Source organism: Streptomyces sp. RKAG337 (genome assembly GCF_023701715.1).
GTDB lineage: Bacteria > Actinomycetota > Actinomycetes > Streptomycetales > Streptomycetaceae > Actinacidiphila.
The window spans coordinates 6,099,105-6,117,385 of record NZ_JAJOZA010000001.1 but is presented as its reverse complement, the minus strand read 5'-3'; the positions used below and the strand labels follow the sequence as shown (position 1 = coordinate 6,117,385).

Sequence of the window (18,281 nt, the reverse complement as noted above, 5' to 3'; positions counted from 1 at the left end):
CTCGTTCCCTTGCGTCCCTGGCGTCCTTGCGAAATACGACAGATATCCGCAAAGTACGACGTACAGGGACCGCCCGCCACCGCAGTCCGCGCCCCCGGAGCGGCTCAGCGGCGCGGTGTTCCCGACAGTGCGGCGGAACGGTTCCGCAGCGGGACCCGGGCCACCTCGCGGAGCAGGACGAGCAGGGCCATGTCGTCGGCCGGCCGGCCGCCGGTGTGCCGCAGGGCCGCGGCGCTCAGTGCACGGGCGAAGGGTGCGGCGGCCAGTGCGCCGCCGATCCGCGCGGTGGCGGCCGCGGCCGCCACCGCTTCGGGAAGCGGGAAGAACGTCCCGGACGCGTTGCGGGCGTCCTGCAGCCCGTCGGTGTAGAGCAGCAGGGCCTGGCCGGGCAGCAGCACGCCGTGGTGGGCCGGCGCCGCCCGGTCCCCGTCGTCCAACAGGCCCAGCGGCGGCAGCGGTTCCCCCACCGCCAGCGGCCGCGGTCGCTCGCCGGTCGCGTAGGGCCCGGTCACAAAGGGCTGCGGATGACCGCAGTTGACCGTCTCCAGCTTCCCGTCGTCGCTCAGCTGCACCAACAGCAGGGTGACGAACTCCTCGGCGACCGGGTTCTGCGACTCGGTGTCCGCCACCGCCGGATGCTCCGCGCACGAACGCTGCCGCAGATGGCGCTGGAGCGAACGGTCCAGCCGGGACAGCACCCCGGCCAGCTCGGGCTCGTCGTACGCGGCCTCCCGGAAGCTGCCGAGCAGCGCGGCGACCGAGTCGATCGCGGCCAGCCCGTGGCCCCGGACGTCACCGAGCACCGCCCGCAGCCCGTACGGCGTGGCCAGCACCTCGTACAGGTCGCCACCCACCCGGGCGCCCAGGCTCGCGGAGAGATACTCGCCCGCCACCGCATAGCCGTTCACCCGCGACGGCAGCGGCCGCAGCAGCACCCGCTGGGCGACGACGGCGATCTCCCGGGTGCGCTCCAGCTCCGCGGCCAGTCCCGCCCGGCGGCCGGCCATCCAGAAGCACAGCGCCACCACGGCGAGCACCGCCACCCCGGTGCCGAGCCGATCCCGCACCTCAAGGGCGCCCTGGCCCACCAGCCCCGCCACCAGCGCCACGAGCGCGATGACACCGCTGACCAGCACACACTGCCGCTGACCGGTGCCCACGCACGCGATGGCGGGTGCCACGGCCAGCGCCGGCAGCGGACTCACCCCGTCGGGCGCAACCGCCGCGACCACCAGCACCAGCGCGATCCAGACACCGGGCAGCACGTACACCAGCACGGCCGGGGTGCCGTACGGCACCCCGAGAACTGCTCTGATACGGATCATCCCGCCGGCTCCCCCTAGGTCATGTCGTCGAAGTCCCTCCCCCAGCTACCGCTGGGAGGTGCCCCCAGCGGCGGGGTCTGGCACGCACGCTCGCGGCGTTGTCGTCGGTCGCCGATGCTCCGCATGGACTCCCTCCTCCGCCTTGCGATCGCACGCACCAGACCCCGACGGCCCCGCCCTCCGGGCGGACGACGCTACTTCGACGACACTCCCCGCAGCCGTTGGCGCGGTCGGCGACGGAACCGCCCCCCACAGGGATCGGACCCCCGCGTCGCGACCGATTCTGTCGATCCGTGCACCTCCCACAACGCCCAGCCCTGGAGAATCACCCGATCGAGCGAAGAAACCTCCGCACGAGGACAAGCGCTTACCCATAACCAATACTTCTGCTGCTCATACGATCCATCTCTTCGACTTCTGGGCCATGGCGTCGCACCATGGGAGAGAGGAAACGCATCGACCAGCGACCGCTACGAAGAGAGGGAGCGACCATGACCACCACACGAGAAGCCGCCGCACAACCGGAGGACCTGGCCCGGCTGTTCGTGGAACGGGCGAACGCGGGCGACGCCGAGGGAGTCGCCGCGCTCTACGAGCCCGACGCCGTGCTGGGATTCCCGCTCGGCAGCGAGACCGTCGGCCGGGAGGCGATCCGCGGCGTCATCGAGCAACTGCTGCGGCAGGTACCGCACTTCACGCTGGAGGAGTCGCTGCCCACCCTGGTCAACGGCGATCTGGCGCTGACCGCGACGCGGTCCGCCGACGGGACCGGCGGCCGCGCCCAGGTGGCGCGCCGGCAGCCGGACGGCAGCTGGCTGCGCATCCTGGACCGGCCCGAATCCCGTGAACGGTAGCCGTACGACCGGGCCCTTGACCGGGTCGGGACCGACGAATGGGGCGCACCCGGAGATCCGGGTGCGCCCCATCGGCGTTCGGTCAGGCCCGGAGGCCCGCTGTCACGCGCCGCGCAGCACCGCGCCGGTGGCCGCGGTGGCCGCGGCGACGGCGGCGTCGCGGGCGGCGGTCGTCTCCTCGGCCGTGAGGGTGCGGTCGGCGGCCCGGAAGCGCAGGGCGTAGGCGAGGGACTTCTTGCCCTCGCCGACCTGCTCACCGGTGTAGATGTCGAACAGCCGCAGCGATTCCAGCAGTTCACCGGCGCCGGTGCGCAGGGCGGCCTCCACCTCGGCGGCCGGCACGGACGCGTCGGTGATCAGGGCGACGTCCTGCGTGGCCACCGGGAAGGTGGACACCCGGGGCGCCGGGACCGGGCCGGCGGACGCCCGCTCCACGCGGTCCAGGTCGAGCTCCATCGCGGAGGTCTGGTCCGGCAGGTGCAGCGCCTTGACGACCCGCGGGTGCAGTTCACCGGCGTGGCCGACCAGGAGCTCCGCGCCGTCCACGACGGCGAGCAGCGCCGCGCAGCGGCCCGGGTGGAACGGGGCGTGCTGGTCCTGGCGGACGATCAGCTCGACCCCGGCCTCGCGGGCGACGGTGCGGCCTGCCTCGATGGCGTCCGCCCAGCTCGCGGCGGTGCCCTTGCCCCACCAGCCGGCCTGCTCGCGCGCGCCGGACAGCGCGACGGCGACCCGGCGCGGCTGCTCGGGCAGCGCGGCGTTCAGCGCCGCGATCTCCTCGTCGGTGGGCCGGCGGTCGACCGGCAGCCGCGGCGGCGCCGGCTCGGCGCCGGTGGGCAGGAAGACCAGACCGGTCTCGAACAGGGCCAGGTCGTGCGAGCCCCGTCCGATGTTGCGGCGCAGCGTGGCCAGCAGCCCCGGCAGCAGCGTCGTGCGCATCGCCGGTTCCTCGTCGGAGAGCGGGTTGACGAGCTTGACGGTGCGGCGGCGCGGGTCGTCCGCCTCCAGGCCGAGCTGGTCGAAGGCGGCCTCGCCGAGGAACGGCGTGTTCTGCACCTCGACGTAGCCGGCTCCGGCCAGCGCCCGGCCGGTCCGGCGGCGCAGCTGCTGCGATCCGGTCAGACCGCGGCCGGACGGCAGCTTGGGCAGCGTCGACGGCAGGTTCTCGTACCCCTCCAGCCGGATGACCTCTTCCGCGAGGTCGTTCGGGTCGGTGAGGTCCGGGCGCCAGCTCGGCACGGTGACGACGAGCTCGTCGGAGCCGTAGACGTCGCAGCCGACCTGCTGCAGCCGGCGCACCACGGTCTCGCGGCCGTACTCGGTGCCCGCGACGCGGTCCGGGTGGTCGGCCGGGATGGAGATGGTGCGCGGTGCCGACGGGGAGATGATCTCCGTGACGCCCGGCTCCGCGGTGCCGCCCGCGAGCAGCACCAGCAGGTCAGCGGTGCGCTGTGCGGCGGCCGAGGTGGTCTGCGGGTCGGTGCCGCGCTCGAAGCGCTTGGACGCCTCGGAGGACAGCTTGTGCCGGCGGGCGGTGCGGGCGATGGTGACCGGCTCGAAGTGCGCGGCCTCGATGACGACGTCGGTGGTGCCGCGCACCTCGCCCGTCGTCTCGTCGCGGACGGCGTCCGCGATCTCGGTGTCGGCCCCGCCCATGACGCCGGCCAGACCGATCACACCGCTGTTGTCGGTGATCACCAGGTCCTCGGCGTCCAGCACGCGCTTCGCGCCGTCGAGCGTGGTGAGCTTCTCGCCGGGCTGTGCGCGGCGGACGCCGATCGGGCCGTCGACCCGGGTCCGGTCGTAGGCGTGCAGCGGCTGGCCGAGCTCCAGCATCACGTAATTCGTGACGTCCACGGCCAGGCTGATCGGTCGCATGCCGGCCTTCTGCAGCCTGCGCTGCAGCCAGATCGGGGAGCGGGCCTCGGGGTCCAGGCCGACCACGGTGCGCGCGGTGAAGCGGTCGCAGCCGATCGGGTCGCCCACCTTGACCGGGTAGCCGTACGCGTTCGGCGGCGGCACGTCGAGCAGCGCCGGGTCGCTCAGCGAGATCCCGTAGGCGATGGCGGTCTCGCGGGCGACACCGCGCATCGACAGGCAGTAGCCCCGGTCCGGGGTGACGGCGATGTCGAGCACCTCGTCGACGAGCTCCAGCAGCGCGATCGCGTCGGTGCCGGCCTCGTGCTCCGGCGGGAGCACGATGATGCCGTCGTGGTCGTCGCCCATGCCCAGCTCGGCGGCCGAGCAGATCATGCCGTGCGAGGTCCTGCCGTACGTCTTGCGCGCGGCGATCTTGAAGTCGCCGGGCAGCGTCGCGCCGGGCAGCACGACGACGACCTTGTCGCCGACGGCGAAGTTCCGGGCGCCGCAGACGATCTCCTGCGGCTCACCGGTTCCGTTGGCGCTGCCGACGTCGACCGTGCAGAAGCGGATCGGCTTCTTGAAGCCCTCCAGCTCCTCGATGGTGAGGACCTTGCCGACCACCAGCGGGCCGGTGAGGCCAGCGCCGAGCTGCTCGACGGTCTCGACCTCGAGGCCGGAGGAAATGAGCTTGGCCTGGACGTCACGGCCGGTTTCGCCGGCGGGCAGGTCGACGTACTCCCGCAGCCAAGAAAGCGGGATCCGCATCAGATCTCCATCCCGAACGGAAGGGTGAAACGCACGTCACCCTCGATGATGTCTCGCATGTCCGCGATGTTGTGACGGAACATCAGCAACCGCTCGATGCCGAAGCCGAAGGCGAACCCGCTGTACTTCCGGGGGTCGACGCCGCACGCGGTGAGCACCCGCGGGTTGACCATGCCGCAGCCGCCCAGCTCGATCCAGCCCTCGGAGGAGCAGGTCCGGCAGGGGCGGTCCGGGTCGACGGCCGACTCGCCGCGGCACGCGAAGCACTGCATGTCCATCTCGGCGGACGGCTCGGTGAACGGGAAGTACGCGGGCCGCAGCCGGGTGGTGAGGTCGCCGCCGAACAGCGCGCGGACCATGTGGTCCAGCGTGCCCTTGAGGTCGGCCATGGTCAGACCCTCGTCGATGGCGAGCAGCTCGACCTGGGCGAAGACCGGGGTGTGCGTGGCGTCCAGCTCGTCGGTCCGGTAGACCCGGCCCGGGCAGATGACGTAGACCGGCGGCTCGCGGTCGATCATCGAACGGATCTGTACCGGGGAGGTGTGGGTGCGCAGCACGACGCCCGACTCCGCGGCGTCCGCGGCGGAGCCGCCGGCCAGCGGCTGGACGAAGAAGGTGTCCTGCATCTCGCGGGCCGGGTGGTCCGGCGGGAAGTTCAGGGCGTCGAAGTTGAACCACTCGGCCTCGATCTCGGGGCCTTCGGCGACCTCGTAGCCCATGGCCACGAAGACGTCCTCGATGCGGTCCGAGAGCGTGGTGAGCGGGTGCCGGGCACCGGCCGGGACCCGGTCGTAGGGCAGCGTGACGTCCACTGCCTCCTCGACGAGCACCCGGGCGTCGCGCTCGGCCTCCAGCTCGGCCTGGCGGGCGGCCAGCGCCTTGTTCACCCCGCCGCGGGCCTGGCCGACGCGCTTGCCGGCCTCCGCCTTCGCGTGCGGCGGCAGGGCCCCGATCTCACGGTTCGCGAGCGCGAGCGGCGACCGGTCACCGGTGTGTGCCACCTTGACCTCGCGCAGCTCGTCGAGGCCGGCGGCCGCGGCGATGGCGGCGAGCGCCTCGTCCCGCATGCGCTCGATCTCTTCGGGTTTCAGTGCCTCGACCTCAACAGGGTCGTACGACTTGTTCGGTGCCGACATCTCTTCCCGTTCCGAATTGGGTGCTGTGAGCGGCCTGCCCGACCGGACACAAGCCAAGGGTCCGAGTCTACTGGGGCCGCGCTGATGAGCCGGTCACGCCCGTCGGACCGAGCGGGGTCATGGCTCAGGCCATGAACGCCGGCGCCCCGACGGGCAGAATAAATCGGAACTGGGCGCCGCCGCCGGGGGCCCGGCCGACCGCGATCGTCCCGCCGTGCGCCTCGACGATGCCCTTGACGATGTACAGGCCCAGGCCGGTGCCGCCGCGCTTGCTCCCCCGCCAGAAGCGGGTGAAGACGCGGCTCATCGACTCCTCGGGGATGCCGGGGCCCTCGTCGCTCACCGTCAGTGCCGTACCTTCCGCGCGTTCCTTGTCCGGGGTGCCCAGAACCGAGGGCGCCACCTCGATGGTGACCTGTCCCTCGCCGTGCCGCACCGCATTTTCCAGCAGGTTGCCGAGGATCTGGTCGATCTTGTCGGGATCGGCCCACAGGGCGGGCAGCGGCTGGGTGACCTCGACCCGGAAGCGGTCCCTGGACTGCCCGGCGGCCACATGCGAGTCCACATGCCGGTTGACCATCGCGGCGATGTCGACCGGCTGGCGGCGCACCTCCAGGCGGCCGGAGTCGATCCGGGAGATGTCGAGCAGCTCGGCGATCAGCCGGGTGACGCGGTTGGCGTCCTGGTCGACGGTCTCCAGCATCAGTTTCTTCTGGTCGTCGGTGAACCGCTCCCACTTGGCCAGCAGCGTCGCGGTGAAGCCCTTGACCGAGGTGAGGGGCGAGCGCAGCTCGTGCGCGACGGTGGCGATCAGCTCGGCGTGACTGCGCTCGGTACGGCGCCGCGCCTCGGTGCCGCGCAGGGCGACGACGAGCCGGCGGACCGGGCCGGTCGGGTGGGTGCGCACATAGCGCGCGGAGACCAGCACCTCGCGGCCGCCGGGCAGCAGCAGATTCCGTTCCGGCTGGCCCACCCGGATCGCGAGCCCCTGGTACGGGTCGGTCAGCGACCACCAGCGGCGGCCTTCGAGGTCCTCCAGCGGCAGCGCCCGCTCGATGGGCGCGCCCAGCACGTCGGCCGGGTGCAGCGCGGTGATCCGGGCGGCGGCGGAGTTGAAGCAGATGACCCGGCCGTCCTCGTCCGCGACGACGAGTCCGTCGGGAAGGTCGTCCGGTGTGAGTCCGTACTCGCCCATGCCCGCCGCCCAGCTCGCGAGCGTGGCAGGCGTGGTGCTCTCGGTAGCCGCGACGTCCATCTCCGCACCCCCCTTCTCAGGGCCCCCGGGCCGCAACCCTACTAGCTGGATGTGACGGAGCGGCACCCTCCGGGCGCACGCTGCGCCCGGGCGGAGGCATAGAGGCACACGGCGGCGGCCGTGGCGAGGTTGAGACTTTCGGCCTTGCCGTGGATCGGGACGCGCACCACCTCGTCCGCGAGTGCGCGGGTCTCCTCCGGCAGTCCCCAGGCCTCGTTGCCGAAGATCCAGCCGGTGGGGCCGCCCATGGTGCCCTCGTCGAGTTCGGCGTCCAGGTCCCGTACGCCGGCTCCGTCGGCGGCGACCAGCCGCACTCCGGCCGCGCGCAGACCGGCGACGGCCTTCTCGACGGGTACGCCGACGGCGACGGGCAGATGGAAGAGACTGCCGACCGAGGCGCGCACGCACTTGGGGTTGTACAGGTCGACGGAGGCGTCGGTGAGGATCACCGCGTCGGCCCCGGCAGCGTCCGCGCAGCGCAGCACGGTTCCGGCGTTGCCGGGGTCCCGGACGTGCGCGAGGACCGCGACGAGTTGGGGAGCGGATCGCAGAATGTCATCGAATGGGGAGTCCAGGAAGCGGCAGATGCCGACGATGCCCTGCGGGGTGACGGTGTCGGAGATCTCGGCGACGACCTCGTCGGCGGCGGTGAGCACCGGGGCCCCGATCGCGCGGGCGGCCGCGACGATGTCGGCGTGCCGCTCGGCGGCCTCGGGGGTCGCGTACAGCTCGATGAGCGTGCGCCCGGCGGCGCCACCGGGGTGGCTGATGGCCTCCCTGACCGCCTGCGGGCCCTCCGCGATGAACCGTCGCTCCTTGCCGCGGAAGCTGCGCTTGGCCAGGCGGTGGGCCGCGGTGACACGCGGGGATCGCAAGGAGGTCAGCTCGGGCTCGGGGCTCGCCATGGGGAGTGCTCGCTTCTGGGGTGGATCCGGGAGATGACGTAGGCCCTGGGCGCCGGGACAGCACACGGACCCGCAGGCTCAGCCTGCGGGTCCGGGGACTGCCGTGGGGGTCACTCGGGGCGACCCCGGCAGCACCCCGTCGCGTCGTTCTCAGGCGGCCTTGGGCGCGTTGACGTCCGTCGGCAGCGCCTTCTTGGCAACCTCGACCAGCGCGGCGAAGGCGTTGGGGTCGTTGACGGCCAGCTCGGCGAGGATCTTGCGGTCCACCTCGATGTTGGCGGCGTTCAGACCCTGGATGAGGCGGTTGTACGTCATGTCGTTCTGACGGGCAGCGGCGTTGATGCGCTGGATCCACAGCCGACGGAAGTCGCCCTTGCGCTTCTTGCGGTCGTTGAAGTTGTAGACCAGGGAATGGGTGACCTGCTCCTTGGCCTTGCGGTACAGGCGCGAACGCTGACCGCGGTAACCCTTCGCCGCTTCGAGGATTGCCCTGCGCTTCTTGTGGGCGTTTACAGCCCTCTTGACGCGTGCCACTTGATAACTCCTTGTAGGGGACCGCGGGGGGACTCACGCGGCCCGAAAGCGATGGGATCCCGGTTGGACGTCGCGCCCCTCGGTGTCCTCACGGACGATGGGGCGCGGCCGTCACAGACCGAGAAGCTTCTTGATCTTCTTGGTGTCGGCCTTGGCGAGCTGGACCGTGCCGGCGAGGCGGCGCGTCTTGCTCGACGGCTTGTGCTCGAGCAGGTGACGACGGCCGGCGCGCTCACGCATGATCTTGCCGCTGCCGGTGACCTTGAAGCGCTTGCTGGCACCGCTGTGCGTCTTGTTCTTCGGCATGTCGCCGTAGTCTCCTCGTCGCTGGCCCTCCCGTCCGCCACAGGTGCGGACGGAGAGCGTCAGTACTGTCTTCCATCCCGGAACGGTGCCCCGGGGCCTTACGCGGTCTCAGTTGTCCTCGACCGGCTTGTCGGCAGGCTTCTCGGCCGATTCCTCGGTCGCTTCGACGACCGGCGCCTCGGCGGACTCCTCGGAACCCTCGGAGTTCTCGACGGTGCCGTCGATGGACTCGTCGTGCTCGTCGGACTCGTCGTCGGAGCCGTAACCCTGACGCTCGGCCTTGCGAACAGCCGCTGCCTCGCGGGCTTCGGCCATCGCTTCGGTCTTCTTCTTGTGAGGACCGAGAACCATGATCATGTTTCGGCCGTCCTGCTTCGGATTCGACTCGATGAAGCCGAGCTCCTCCACGTCGGACGCCAGTCGCTGCAGCAGCCGGAAGCCCAGCTCGGGGCGGGACTGCTCGCGACCACGGAACATGATCGTGATCTTGACCTTGTCGCCCTGCTTCAGGAAGCGGACGACGTGGCCCTTCTTGGTGTCGTAGTCGTGCGGGTCGATCTTCGGCCGGAGTTTCATCTCCTTGATGACCGTGTGCGCCTGGTTCTTGCGCGCCTCACGGGCCTTCATGGCCGATTCGTACTTGAACTTCCCGTAGTCCATGAGCTTGCACACGGGCGGACGTGCGGTCGCTGCGACCTCGACCAGGTCGAGGTCGTATTCCTGCGCAAGCTCCAGGGCCTTGGCAAGCGGCACGATGCCGACCTGCTCACCACTGGGACCGACGAGTCGCACCTCGGGGACGCGAATGCGGTCGTTGATGCGAGGCTCGACGATGCGGGGCTCGGCGCTGATGGGGCCTCCTCGGTTGCACCACGCGGCCGCCTGGCGGACAGCCACGTAACGTCTGTGTCGTCCGACCCCTGTACTCAGAACGTAAAAAACGCCCCGAACAGGTCACAGGCAGGGCTCCTCAAAACCGGGAGCACCGCCACGGAACACCGCGGGGCGCAACAGGCAGCGCGTTCGGCATCCGGGAGAACCATCCACCGAAGAACGCTGCCAGACCGGACCCGCCAACCTCTCGGTCGGTCGGGTGGGAGATCGGAGCCTCCACTTGTGGGCCGGGCACAGGTGTGTCCGACCGGTCGATTTGCAAGCATACCAGTGACCTGCGGAAGCCCGTAATCGGCGGGATCGTACCCGTCGGCATGGGCCTGTCGCGCGGTCGCCTATCGTGAGGGCCATGAGCGACGAGAACGAGACCCCTGACTTCGACGCGATGACCCGCGACATCGCGGACGTTCCCGCGGTCGAGGTCATCACGACGGTGGCGGTCCACCTGATGAGCGCGGCGGCCGTCAACCTGGGCCTCGCCGAGGAGGGCCCGGAGCACAAGGACCTGGACGAGGCCCGGAAGCTGATCATCGCGCTCGCCGGCCTGGTCACCGCCGGGGCGCCGGAGATCAGCACCTACCACGCCGCCCCGCTCAAGGACGGTCTGAAGTCGCTGCAGCTGGCCTTCCGCGAGGCCTCGCTGGTACCGGACGAGCCCGGCCACGGACCCGGCGAGAAGCTCACCGGTCCCGTCTACAGCTGAGCTGAAGCCGGGCCGACGGGACCGCCGGGCGCGCCGCCCCGGGTCGCGTCAGGCCGTCTCCGGCCGTTCCGTCCCGGCGTCCCCGGCATCCCGGGCGGCCTGGTCGGCGTGGTCAGCGTGGTCGGCGTGGTCGTCCACCCGGAGGCCGCCGTGCCGCGCGGCCGTCGGCGGGTGGGTCACATGGTGCACCAGCGCCGCCAGCGCGCCGCCGATCAGCGGCGCCACGAGGAACAGCCACAGCTGCGACAGCGCGGCTCCGCCCGCGAACAGGGCGGGGCCGAGGCTGCGCGCCGGGTTCACCGAGGTCCCGGTCAGCGGGATGCCGACCAGGTGGATCGCGGCCAGCGCCAGGCCGATCGGCAGGCCGTCGAAGCCGAACACCGCCACCTTGTGCGTGACGGAGAGCACCACGAACACCAGCAGGAACGTCAGCACCACCTCGACGACGAACGCGCCGCCGATGTTGATGCCGACCGCGGACCGGCTGCCGTAGCCGTTGGTGCCGAACGCCCCGCTGGTCTTCAGTCCCGGCACCTGCTTGGCCACCAGGAAGAGCAGCGCGGCGCCCGCGATGCCGCCCAGCAGCTGGGCGACCCAGTACTCGACGGCCGTCCGGACGCTGATGCGCCCGGCGACCAGCATGCCGAGGGTGACGGCCGGGTTCACATGGCAGCCGGAGATCGGGCCGAGCGCGTAGGCCAGCGCCAGCAGTGTGAAGCCGAAGGCGAGCGCGATGCCGAGGGTGCCGATGTACTCACCCGCCAGTACCGCGGATCCGACGGCGAAGAAGACCAGCAGCAGCGTGCCCAGGAATTCACAGGTCACTGTCCGCTTGTCCATGGGGCCTCCTGGCATCGATTACTGCCCGTATGCGTGCACTGTCGGTCTGCTCTCGCATTCTCGGTCCCAGGACCGCATCGCACACTTCGGCAGACGGTGGGGCCCTACCGGATGTCGCCCGGCCGTCGGCCGGACCGGTCCGCTCAGCGCGTGAACAGCGGCTCGCCCGACACCTCGGCATCCGGCCCCAGCAGTGCGAGGTCGAGTCCGCGGACCAGCCGGGACCGCAGCACCTCGTCTGCCGACAGGGCGGTGGCGATCCGCCGGGCCACCTCGGCCACCGCCGCGTCCGGGGCGAGGACCAGGCCGAGGGTGCCGTCCGAGGTGCCGGCCGGGGACAGATACGCGCGCAGTACCCCCGGTTCGGCGGCGACGGCCGCGCGCAGCGCGCCGAGCACCGCAGGATCGCCGAGCGGGTCCACGTGCTCGCGTCCCAGGGCGACGGCGCGCAGCGCCGGGCCGGTGAGGGCGTACGGGGCCGGGCCCGCCATGTCGATCAGCAGGGTGTCGGCCTTCTCGTGCGCGAGGGCCTGGAGCGCCTGGTGCAGCGGGACGGCGACCGGCCGGGCGTCGGTCCGCCAGCGGGCGAGGGATTCCACGGAGGTGAAGGCGGGCAGCGCCCGCCGGCCGTCGGCGGCCTGGATCGTGGGTACCGCCATGTCGCTGGTCTTCTCGCGGCGCAGACCGTCGGGGCCGGTCTCCACCTCGCCCAGTACGGCCACCACGGGGACCAGCAGACGGGCGCCGGGCAGCGCGGCGAGTACACCGGGCTCGGTCCGGCTGTCGTCGGCGTAGGCGGCGAGTGCGGTGGCCAGCGCCGCGTCGGCCGAACCGTCGTCGTCGGCGAAGCCAGGGTCGGGGATATTCTTGAGTGACACGCTGGGCAGCGTATCCGGCCCCGGCCGGCAGCCGTCGACGGGCTCGTACCGCCCGTTTTCTCACGGCTTGTTCATCCGTGTCTCAGCGTGCACGCAGGTTCGATTCCCATGCTTGCGGGAATGCGACGTCACAACCGGCACCGGACCCGTCATACCGGCCGCACCGTCATCATCGCGACCATCGCGGCCGTCGTACTGGCGGGCGGCGGGGTGCTGGCGGGCGTCCACGCGATGGCGCGGCCGCCGGCCGAGGCAGAGGTGCGTCCGGCCGCCTCCTCCGGTGCGGCGCAGCCGGCCGGGGAGGGTGGGGAGAGCGTGCCGACCGAGGCATCCGCGGCGGACCGGGACCAGGAGCTGAGCGAAGCGCTCGGCACCGTGGCCGACTCGACCGACGCCGACTTCTCCGTCGCCGTGCTGGACACCGCGTCCGGCGCGCAGGCGGTGTACGGGGACGGGACGTACGACACGGCGAGCATCGTCAAGGTCGACATCCTGGCGGCGCTGCTGCTGACGGCGCAGGACGCCGGGCGCGGTCTCACCGCCCAGGAGACGGCGAACGCCACCGTCATGATCGAGCAGAGCGACAACGACGCCGCGACCGCGCTCTGGCACTCCGTCGGCCGCGCGGACGGCCTCGCCGCGGCCAACGAACGCCTCGGGCTGACCGGGACCGAGGGCGGCGACGGCGATCTGTGGGGGCTCACCAGAACCACGGCCGCCGACCAGCTGCGGCTGCTGCGGGCGGTGTTCGGTGCCGACTCACCGCTGGACGCCACCTCGCGCACGTATCTGCAGGGGCTGATGGGGCGGATATCCGACGGTCAGGACTGGGGCGTCACGGCCGCGGCGGTGCCAACGTCCGACACCGCGCTCAAGAACGGCTGGCTGCAGCGCAGCACGACCGGGCTGTGGGACATCAACAGCATCGGCCAGGTCGCCACGGATCGGAGCACCTATCTCGTCGCGGTCCTGACCAGCGGAAACACCACTCAGGCCGCGGGGATCGCGCTGGCAGAGGACGTCGCGCAGGCGGCGGTGGGCGCGTTCGAGTAGGGACGTTCCGGCGTTCAGGTGTTCAGGTGTTCAGGTAGGGATTCCGTGCGTCGCCCGGCGCCGTGACCGGCCGAGGCGGGGGCGGAACCAGAGCAGCGCCGCCGCGCCGACCAGGACCCCGCCCAGCAGTGCGCAGGTGACCGCCACCCCGTCGCCGAGACCGCCGCCGTCCGCGGCCGGCGAGAGCGTGATCGTCGGGCCGGCGCCGAAGTACCGCCGCGCCGAGGGGGCCGGGGTCGGCGCCTCGGCCCGGGGTTCGAGCTTCGCCGCCGCCTTGAGCGCCGCGGCCGGGTCCATCAGACCGGTGCCGACCGCGTCGCTGCGGCCGCCGGCCGGCCGCTCACGGGTGGTGCTCTCCAGGAGCTGCTTGATCTGCGCGGGGCTCAGCTTCGGGTAGGCGGAGCGGATCAGGGCCACCGCGCCGGAGACGTACGCCGAGGCGGGGCTGGTCCCCCACCCTTCGTAGTACTTGCGGTTGGGGTCGGCCAGGATGACGTCGACACCGGGCGCCGAGACGGAGGCGTACCAGCGCCGGGTGGAGAACGAGGCGTGCGCGCCGACCCGGTCCACGGCCGCGACCGCGATCACCCCCGGGTAGGCGGCCGGGTACGAGGAGCGGTCCGCCTGCTCGCCGCCGTTGCCCGCCGACGCGACGACTACCACGCCCTTGCCGAGGGCGTACTGGATCGCGTTGTCGTAGTCCGCGGTGGGCACGGCGGTCGCGCTGTCGTCGCCGAGCGACAGGTTGATGACGCCGGCTCCGTGGTCGGCGGCCCAGCGGATCCCGTCAGGAACCGCCTTTCCCCTGCTCGCGCGGGCTTCGTCGCGGCGGGGGTCCTTCTCCTCCAGGATCACCCGGACCGGCAGGATCTTGGCCCGGGGCGCGATGCCGAGGACGCCCTGCGAGTACCCGGGGCCATGGCCGTGGCCCGCGATGATGGCGGCCATGCCGGTGCCGTGCTTGGCCCACGTGCTGTCGCCGGGGCCGGATCCGAAACCGATGAGGTCGTTGCCGGGCAGGACCTGTCCCGCCAGGTCGGGGTGGGTGCCGTCGACGCCGGTGTCCAGTACGGCGACGGTGACGCCGGCGCCCTGGCTCGTGCGCCAGGCGTCGTGCGCGTGCAGGGCGTCCAGCGTCCATTCCGCGTCGCGGACCGAGTCGGCGCGGGCGGACGCGGCCGGCAGCACGGCGAGCAGGGCTCCCAGCAGGGCGGCGGCGGTACGCCCGAGGGCGGCCGATCTCCTCACGATGCCCCCCGGGAGGACGTGGCGTCGGTCGTGACGGCCTGGTGCAGCCGGGCTTCGAGGTCGGCGGCAAGGACGAGGACGTCGGTGCCGAGGCCGGCCTGGGCCGGCGCGGTGGTGGCGCCGGGCGCGGTGGCCACGGCGGCCGGCTGCGGTTCGGGAACCGGACGGCCGTCCGCGAAACCGCTCACCGCGTAGACCACGACGGGGAGGGTGGCAGAGACGCTCACCGTCCAGCTGGCCCGCTGCGCGTCGCCGAAGGAGGCCGCCGCGGTGCCGGGGAACGCGACCGGATGCGGCATCAGATCCAGCCGGGAGCCGAGGTGTTCGCTGGTCCAGCGGTGGTTCAGCGCGCTCATGCCGGCCGCGTCGCCGCCGGTGACGAGCAGGCCGACGGTGGTGACGCGGCTGGAGGTGGCGTCGACGTAGGTGGCGCGCAGCACCTGCACGCAGCCCACCGGGGCCAGCACCTTCGCCAGCAGCGGGTCGAAGGCGCCCGCGCAGCCGGCGGCCGGGGCGACACCGATCCGCGTGTAGGTCCGGTCGGCGCCACCGGGTCCCGCGCCCGGCCGGCTCACGACGGGCGGCAGCAGGGTGTCGACGGGAACGCTGTGCCACAGGTCGCCGGCGCGGGCGTAGGCGCCCTGGGTCGTCCCCACCGCGGCCGGGTCGTGGTTGATCAGGGCTCCGGTGGCGGCGCCGGTGAACAGTCCGAGGCCCAGGACGAGGCAGAGCGCCGACGCGGTCCGGCCGGCGGCCGTACGGGGACGGCGGGCGGGCGGTGCCGGGACCGCGAACGGCTCGGGTACGGCGGGTGGTTCGGTTTCCGGCCGCGTCCGTGCCTGCTGCGGCGGAGTGGCGGGGCGCGGTGGTTCCGGGTGCCGTGACAGGAACGGTGAGGCGGCGGCCGGTGGTGCGGCGGGCGGCGGCGGCACGGTCGGCGGTGCGGGCGTCCGGTCCGCCGGCCGCTCCTGCGGGCGGCGCGCGGCGATCTGCTCGCGGGCCGCCGGGCGGTGCACGGGCCGCGGCGGGGTCGTCGGGTACAGCGCGGGGAACGCGGGCGGCTGCGGGGGGGACGGCTGCCCCGCTCCGTTCTCGACCCCCGTGCTCACCCGTGCCCCCTCGCAATGTCCCTACGTGGTCTGGCGCCACTCTACGGGCTCCGGCTGTGCCGTGGATCGGGGGCGGCGCAGGTCGCGGGGGGTCCTGCGGGGCGGGTGCGGCGGCGGCCCCCGCCAGATCCGGCGGTACCGGGATGTTCCGCCCCGGAAGTGCCGCGGAAGTGCCCCCCGCCCGGCAACGCACCGCCCGGGACCTGCCCGTGGCCCCCGACCCCTACCGTTCGGTAGTCACCGTCTGGCAAGCTGCGCGCATGTCTGATCCCGCAGCCGACCGCGTCCGGTACGACCGGGCCACCGCCCATCTCGACGCCCCGGTCGCCATCGTCGACCTGGAGGCGTTCGACGCCAACGCCGCCGATCTGACCCGCCGGGCCGGCGGGAAGCCGATCCGGGTGGCGTCCAAGTCGGTGCGGTGCCGGGCGCTGCTGGAACGCGTGCTGGCCCGTGACGGGTTCGCGGGCATCATGTCGTTCACCCTGGACGAGTCGCTGTGGCTGGCGCGGGCGGGCTTCGACGACGTGCTGCTGGCGTACCCGTCCGCGGACCGCGACGGCTTCGCGGAGCTGGCCGGGGATCCCAAACTGGCCGCCGCCGTGACGGTGATGGTCGACGACATCAACCAGCTGGACCTGATCGACGCGGCCCGCCGCGGCGGCTCGGAGCGGATCAGGGTCTGCCTGGAACTCGACACGTCGCTGCGGATGCTGGGCGGCCGGGTACGGATCGGCGCGCTGCGGTCCCCGCTGCGGGAGCCCGGCCAACTGGCCGACCTGGCGCGGGCGATCGCCCGCCGGCCCGGATTCCGGCTGGCCGGGATCATGGCGTACGAGGGCCATGTGGCCGGGGTCGGCGACTCGCTGGCGGGCCGGCCGGTGCGCTCGCGGGTGATCCGGCTGATGCAGGCCGCCGCGCGCAAGGAACTGGCGGTCCGGCGGGCCGAGGTGGTGCGGGCGGTGCGCGCCGTCGCCCCCGAGCTGGAGTTCGTCAACGGTGGCGGGACCGGCAGTGTGCAGCACACGGCGGCGGAGGACGCGGTCACCGAGATCGCGGCCGGCTCCGGGCTGTTCGTGCCGCGGCTGTTCGACAACTACACGTCGTTCCGGGGGCGTCCGGCGGCGCTGTTCGCGCAGCCGGTGGTGCGCCGTCCCGGCGTGGGCATCGTGACCGTGCTGGGCGGCGGCTATCCGGCGTCGGGCGCCGCGGGCCCCGACCGGCTGCCCGTGCCGTACCTTCCGCAGGGCCTGCGCTACGACCCCCAGGAGGGTCCCGGCGAGGTGCAGACGCCGCTGCTCGGATCGCCCGCGGACGATCTGCTGATCGGCGACAAGGTGTGGTTCCGGCACGCCAAGGCCGGGGAGCTGTGCGAGCGCTTCGCCGAGCTGCAGCTCGTGGAGGGCGACCGGATCACCGCGACGGTGCCGACCTACCGGGGCGAGGGCAAGACGTTCCTGTGAACGTCCCTGCCCCGCCGGCCCCGCTCGCGGCGGCCGGCGGGCGCGCGGTCAGACGCCGGTGCCGCCCGTGCCGCCGGAACCACTGGCGGCCTTGATGCCCTTGGTGATCCGGTCCATGGCCTCGGGCCCGGGGGCCTTCGCGTTGATGTCGAAGCCGTAGCGGACCACGACGAGCTGCTGCGGACTGGCCGGTGACGGGAAGACCAGCGACTGGACGTAGCCGTCGTCGCCGACCTTCGTCACGACCTGCCAGCGCACCAGGTACCCCTGCTGCCCGGCGACGGTGACCGGCTGCGACAGCAGCTCCTTGTGGGAGGTGAGCCCGCCCTCGTAGGACTGCTCCGCGTTGACCGGGATGTCCTCCTTGGCGGCGGCCTCGGGCGTCGTGCTCTTGAGCTTGAACGCCACGGCCGGCGCGGAGAACACTCCGCCGCGGACGCAGTTCTTGGCCGGGTCGGAGACGCACGGGTAGCCGCCGATGGTCAGGCCGGCGCCGCCGGCGCCGGCCTTGCCCTGCCAGCCGGGCAGGATCGGCAGGCTGATCTTGTCCAGGGCGTCCACGACGACACCACTGGTCTGGGGCGTCTGGTCGGGGCCCTGCGACGGTCCGTCCGAACCGCTCGGCCCGTCGCCCGGGGTGCTCGGCGCGCTGGTGGACGGGGCCGCGTGGTCCGAGCCCTTGTCACCGCCGCTGTCCTTCAGCATGACGACGCCGCCGACCACACCGCCGACGAGGACGAGGACGGCGATGACGCCGATCGCGATCACGCCTCCCCTGCGGGCCGGCCGGTCCGGCACGCTGCCACCGGGATAGGCGGCGTAGGACGGGATGCCGGGGGCCGCGGCCTGGTCGGCCGGGGCCTGGGCGGTCCGCGTGTACTCGCTCCACGCGGCGCCGTCCCACCACCGTTCCAGGGCCGGGCCGTTGCCTGTGTGCCCGGGCTCTGGATACCAGCCGGGCGGGGTCGTCATGGTCACGGCCGTCACCCTAAGGCCACAGCATGAGAATCCCGTAAGTACGGCGGTTACAGGCAGGTCACATGACCGGCATGGCGGTGGGCCGGGCGCTGCGCCGCAGGTCCGCCGCACGTCCGCCGCACCTCCGTCGCCCGTCCGCCGTTCGTCCCGCTGTATGTCCCGCTGTATGTCC

The 18,281-nt window shown here is 72.7% G+C and carries 17 protein-coding genes; 4 read left to right on the top strand and 13 right to left on the bottom strand.

The features are described 5' to 3' along the window. Positions 1-104 precede the first annotated feature (104 nt). Complete coding sequence (locus LNW73_RS27150; protein ID WP_250991695.1) at positions 105-1,325, bottom strand: PP2C family protein-serine/threonine phosphatase; 1,221 nt, start codon at positions 1,323-1,325, stop codon at positions 105-107. A gap of 491 nt (positions 1,326-1,816) precedes the next feature. Here LNW73_RS27150 and LNW73_RS27145 point away from each other — a divergent pair, with 491 nt between their 5' ends. Further along, positions 1,817-2,179: a YybH family protein gene (locus LNW73_RS27145; protein WP_250991694.1), complete on the top strand. Its 363-nt coding sequence runs from the start codon at positions 1,817-1,819 to the stop codon at positions 2,177-2,179. 102 nt (positions 2,180-2,281) lie between these two features. Here LNW73_RS27145 and pheT read toward each other — a convergent pair whose 3' ends face one another. The 7 genes from pheT to infC form a co-directional block, all read right to left on the bottom strand. Next, positions 2,282-4,807, bottom strand: coding sequence for a phenylalanine--tRNA ligase subunit beta (gene pheT / locus LNW73_RS27140; protein ID WP_250991693.1), 2,526 nt, complete (start codon positions 4,805-4,807; stop codon positions 2,282-2,284). After that, the gene (gene pheS / locus LNW73_RS27135) at positions 4,807-5,943 is read right to left on the bottom strand and encodes a phenylalanine--tRNA ligase subunit alpha (protein WP_250991692.1); all 1,137 of its coding nucleotides are present in this window, start codon (positions 5,941-5,943) and stop codon (positions 4,807-4,809) included. Before pheS ends, pheT begins: the two co-directional genes overlap by 1 nt. A 124-nt stretch (positions 5,944-6,067) precedes the next feature. Then, positions 6,068-7,138 carry a sensor histidine kinase gene (locus tag LNW73_RS27130; protein ID WP_250993053.1) on the bottom strand — a complete coding sequence of 357 codons (1,071 nt, stop codon included), beginning with the start codon at positions 7,136-7,138 and terminating at the stop codon, positions 6,068-6,070. Positions 7,139-7,239: 101 nt separating this feature from the next. Next, positions 7,240-8,103, bottom strand: coding sequence for a TrmH family RNA methyltransferase (locus LNW73_RS27125; RefSeq protein ID WP_250991691.1), 864 nt, complete (start codon positions 8,101-8,103; stop codon positions 7,240-7,242). Between the two features lie 150 nt (positions 8,104-8,253). Next, entirely contained in the window at positions 8,254-8,637 is a 384-nt protein-coding gene (gene rplT / locus LNW73_RS27120) for a 50S ribosomal protein L20 (protein WP_138354852.1), read from the bottom strand. Positions 8,638-8,748: 111 nt separating this feature from the next. Further along, positions 8,749-8,943 (bottom strand): 50S ribosomal protein L35, encoded by a 195-nt coding sequence (gene rpmI / locus LNW73_RS27115; RefSeq protein ID WP_138354851.1) that lies wholly within the window; start codon positions 8,941-8,943, stop codon positions 8,749-8,751. A 108-nt stretch (positions 8,944-9,051) separates the two neighbouring features. Beyond that, positions 9,052-9,840: a translation initiation factor IF-3 gene (gene infC / locus LNW73_RS27110; RefSeq protein ID WP_374118195.1), complete on the bottom strand. Its 789-nt coding sequence runs from the start codon at positions 9,838-9,840 to the stop codon at positions 9,052-9,054. Positions 9,841-10,186: 346 nt separating this feature from the next. Here infC and LNW73_RS27105 point away from each other — a divergent pair, with 346 nt between their 5' ends. After that, on the top strand, positions 10,187-10,540 hold the full coding sequence (locus tag LNW73_RS27105) for a DUF1844 domain-containing protein (protein ID WP_250991690.1): 354 nt from the start codon (positions 10,187-10,189) through the stop codon (positions 10,538-10,540). 48 nt (positions 10,541-10,588) lie between these two features. On the opposite strand, the gene LNW73_RS27100 is transcribed toward LNW73_RS27105, so the two are convergent. Together LNW73_RS27100 and LNW73_RS27095 are read right to left on the bottom strand one after the other, a co-directional pair. After that, positions 10,589-11,380 carry an MIP family channel protein gene (locus LNW73_RS27100; RefSeq protein WP_250991689.1) on the bottom strand — a complete coding sequence of 264 codons (792 nt, stop codon included), beginning with the start codon at positions 11,378-11,380 and terminating at the stop codon, positions 10,589-10,591. 143 nt (positions 11,381-11,523) lie between these two features. Continuing rightward, on the bottom strand, positions 11,524-12,258 hold the full coding sequence (locus tag LNW73_RS27095) for an SseB family protein (protein WP_250991688.1): 735 nt from the start codon (positions 12,256-12,258) through the stop codon (positions 11,524-11,526). Positions 12,259-12,378: 120 nt separating this feature from the next. On the opposite strand from LNW73_RS27095, the gene LNW73_RS27090 reads away from it, so the two are divergent. Further along, entirely contained in the window at positions 12,379-13,311 is a 933-nt protein-coding gene (locus LNW73_RS27090; RefSeq protein WP_250991687.1) for a serine hydrolase, read from the top strand. Between the two features lie 30 nt (positions 13,312-13,341). On the opposite strand, the gene mycP is transcribed toward LNW73_RS27090, so the two are convergent. Next, entirely contained in the window at positions 13,342-14,562 is a 1,221-nt protein-coding gene (gene mycP / locus LNW73_RS27085) for a type VII secretion-associated serine protease mycosin (protein ID WP_250980085.1), read from the bottom strand. Further along, positions 14,556-15,668 carry a hypothetical protein gene (locus LNW73_RS27080; protein WP_250991686.1) on the bottom strand — a complete coding sequence of 371 codons (1,113 nt, stop codon included), beginning with the start codon at positions 15,666-15,668 and terminating at the stop codon, positions 14,556-14,558. The genes mycP and LNW73_RS27080 overlap by 7 nt, the downstream gene beginning before the upstream one ends. Positions 15,669-15,928: 260 nt before the next feature. Between LNW73_RS27080 and LNW73_RS27075 the strand changes: the two genes are divergently transcribed. After that, positions 15,929-17,131, top strand: coding sequence for an amino acid deaminase/aldolase (locus LNW73_RS27075; RefSeq protein ID WP_250991685.1), 1,203 nt, complete (start codon positions 15,929-15,931; stop codon positions 17,129-17,131). Positions 17,132-17,179: 48 nt separating this feature from the next. Here the strand turns inward: LNW73_RS27075 and LNW73_RS27070 are convergent, their stop codons facing one another. Then, positions 17,180-18,103: a DUF2510 domain-containing protein gene (locus LNW73_RS27070; protein ID WP_250993051.1), complete on the bottom strand. Its 924-nt coding sequence runs from the start codon at positions 18,101-18,103 to the stop codon at positions 17,180-17,182. Between the last annotated feature and the right edge of the window lie 178 nt (positions 18,104-18,281).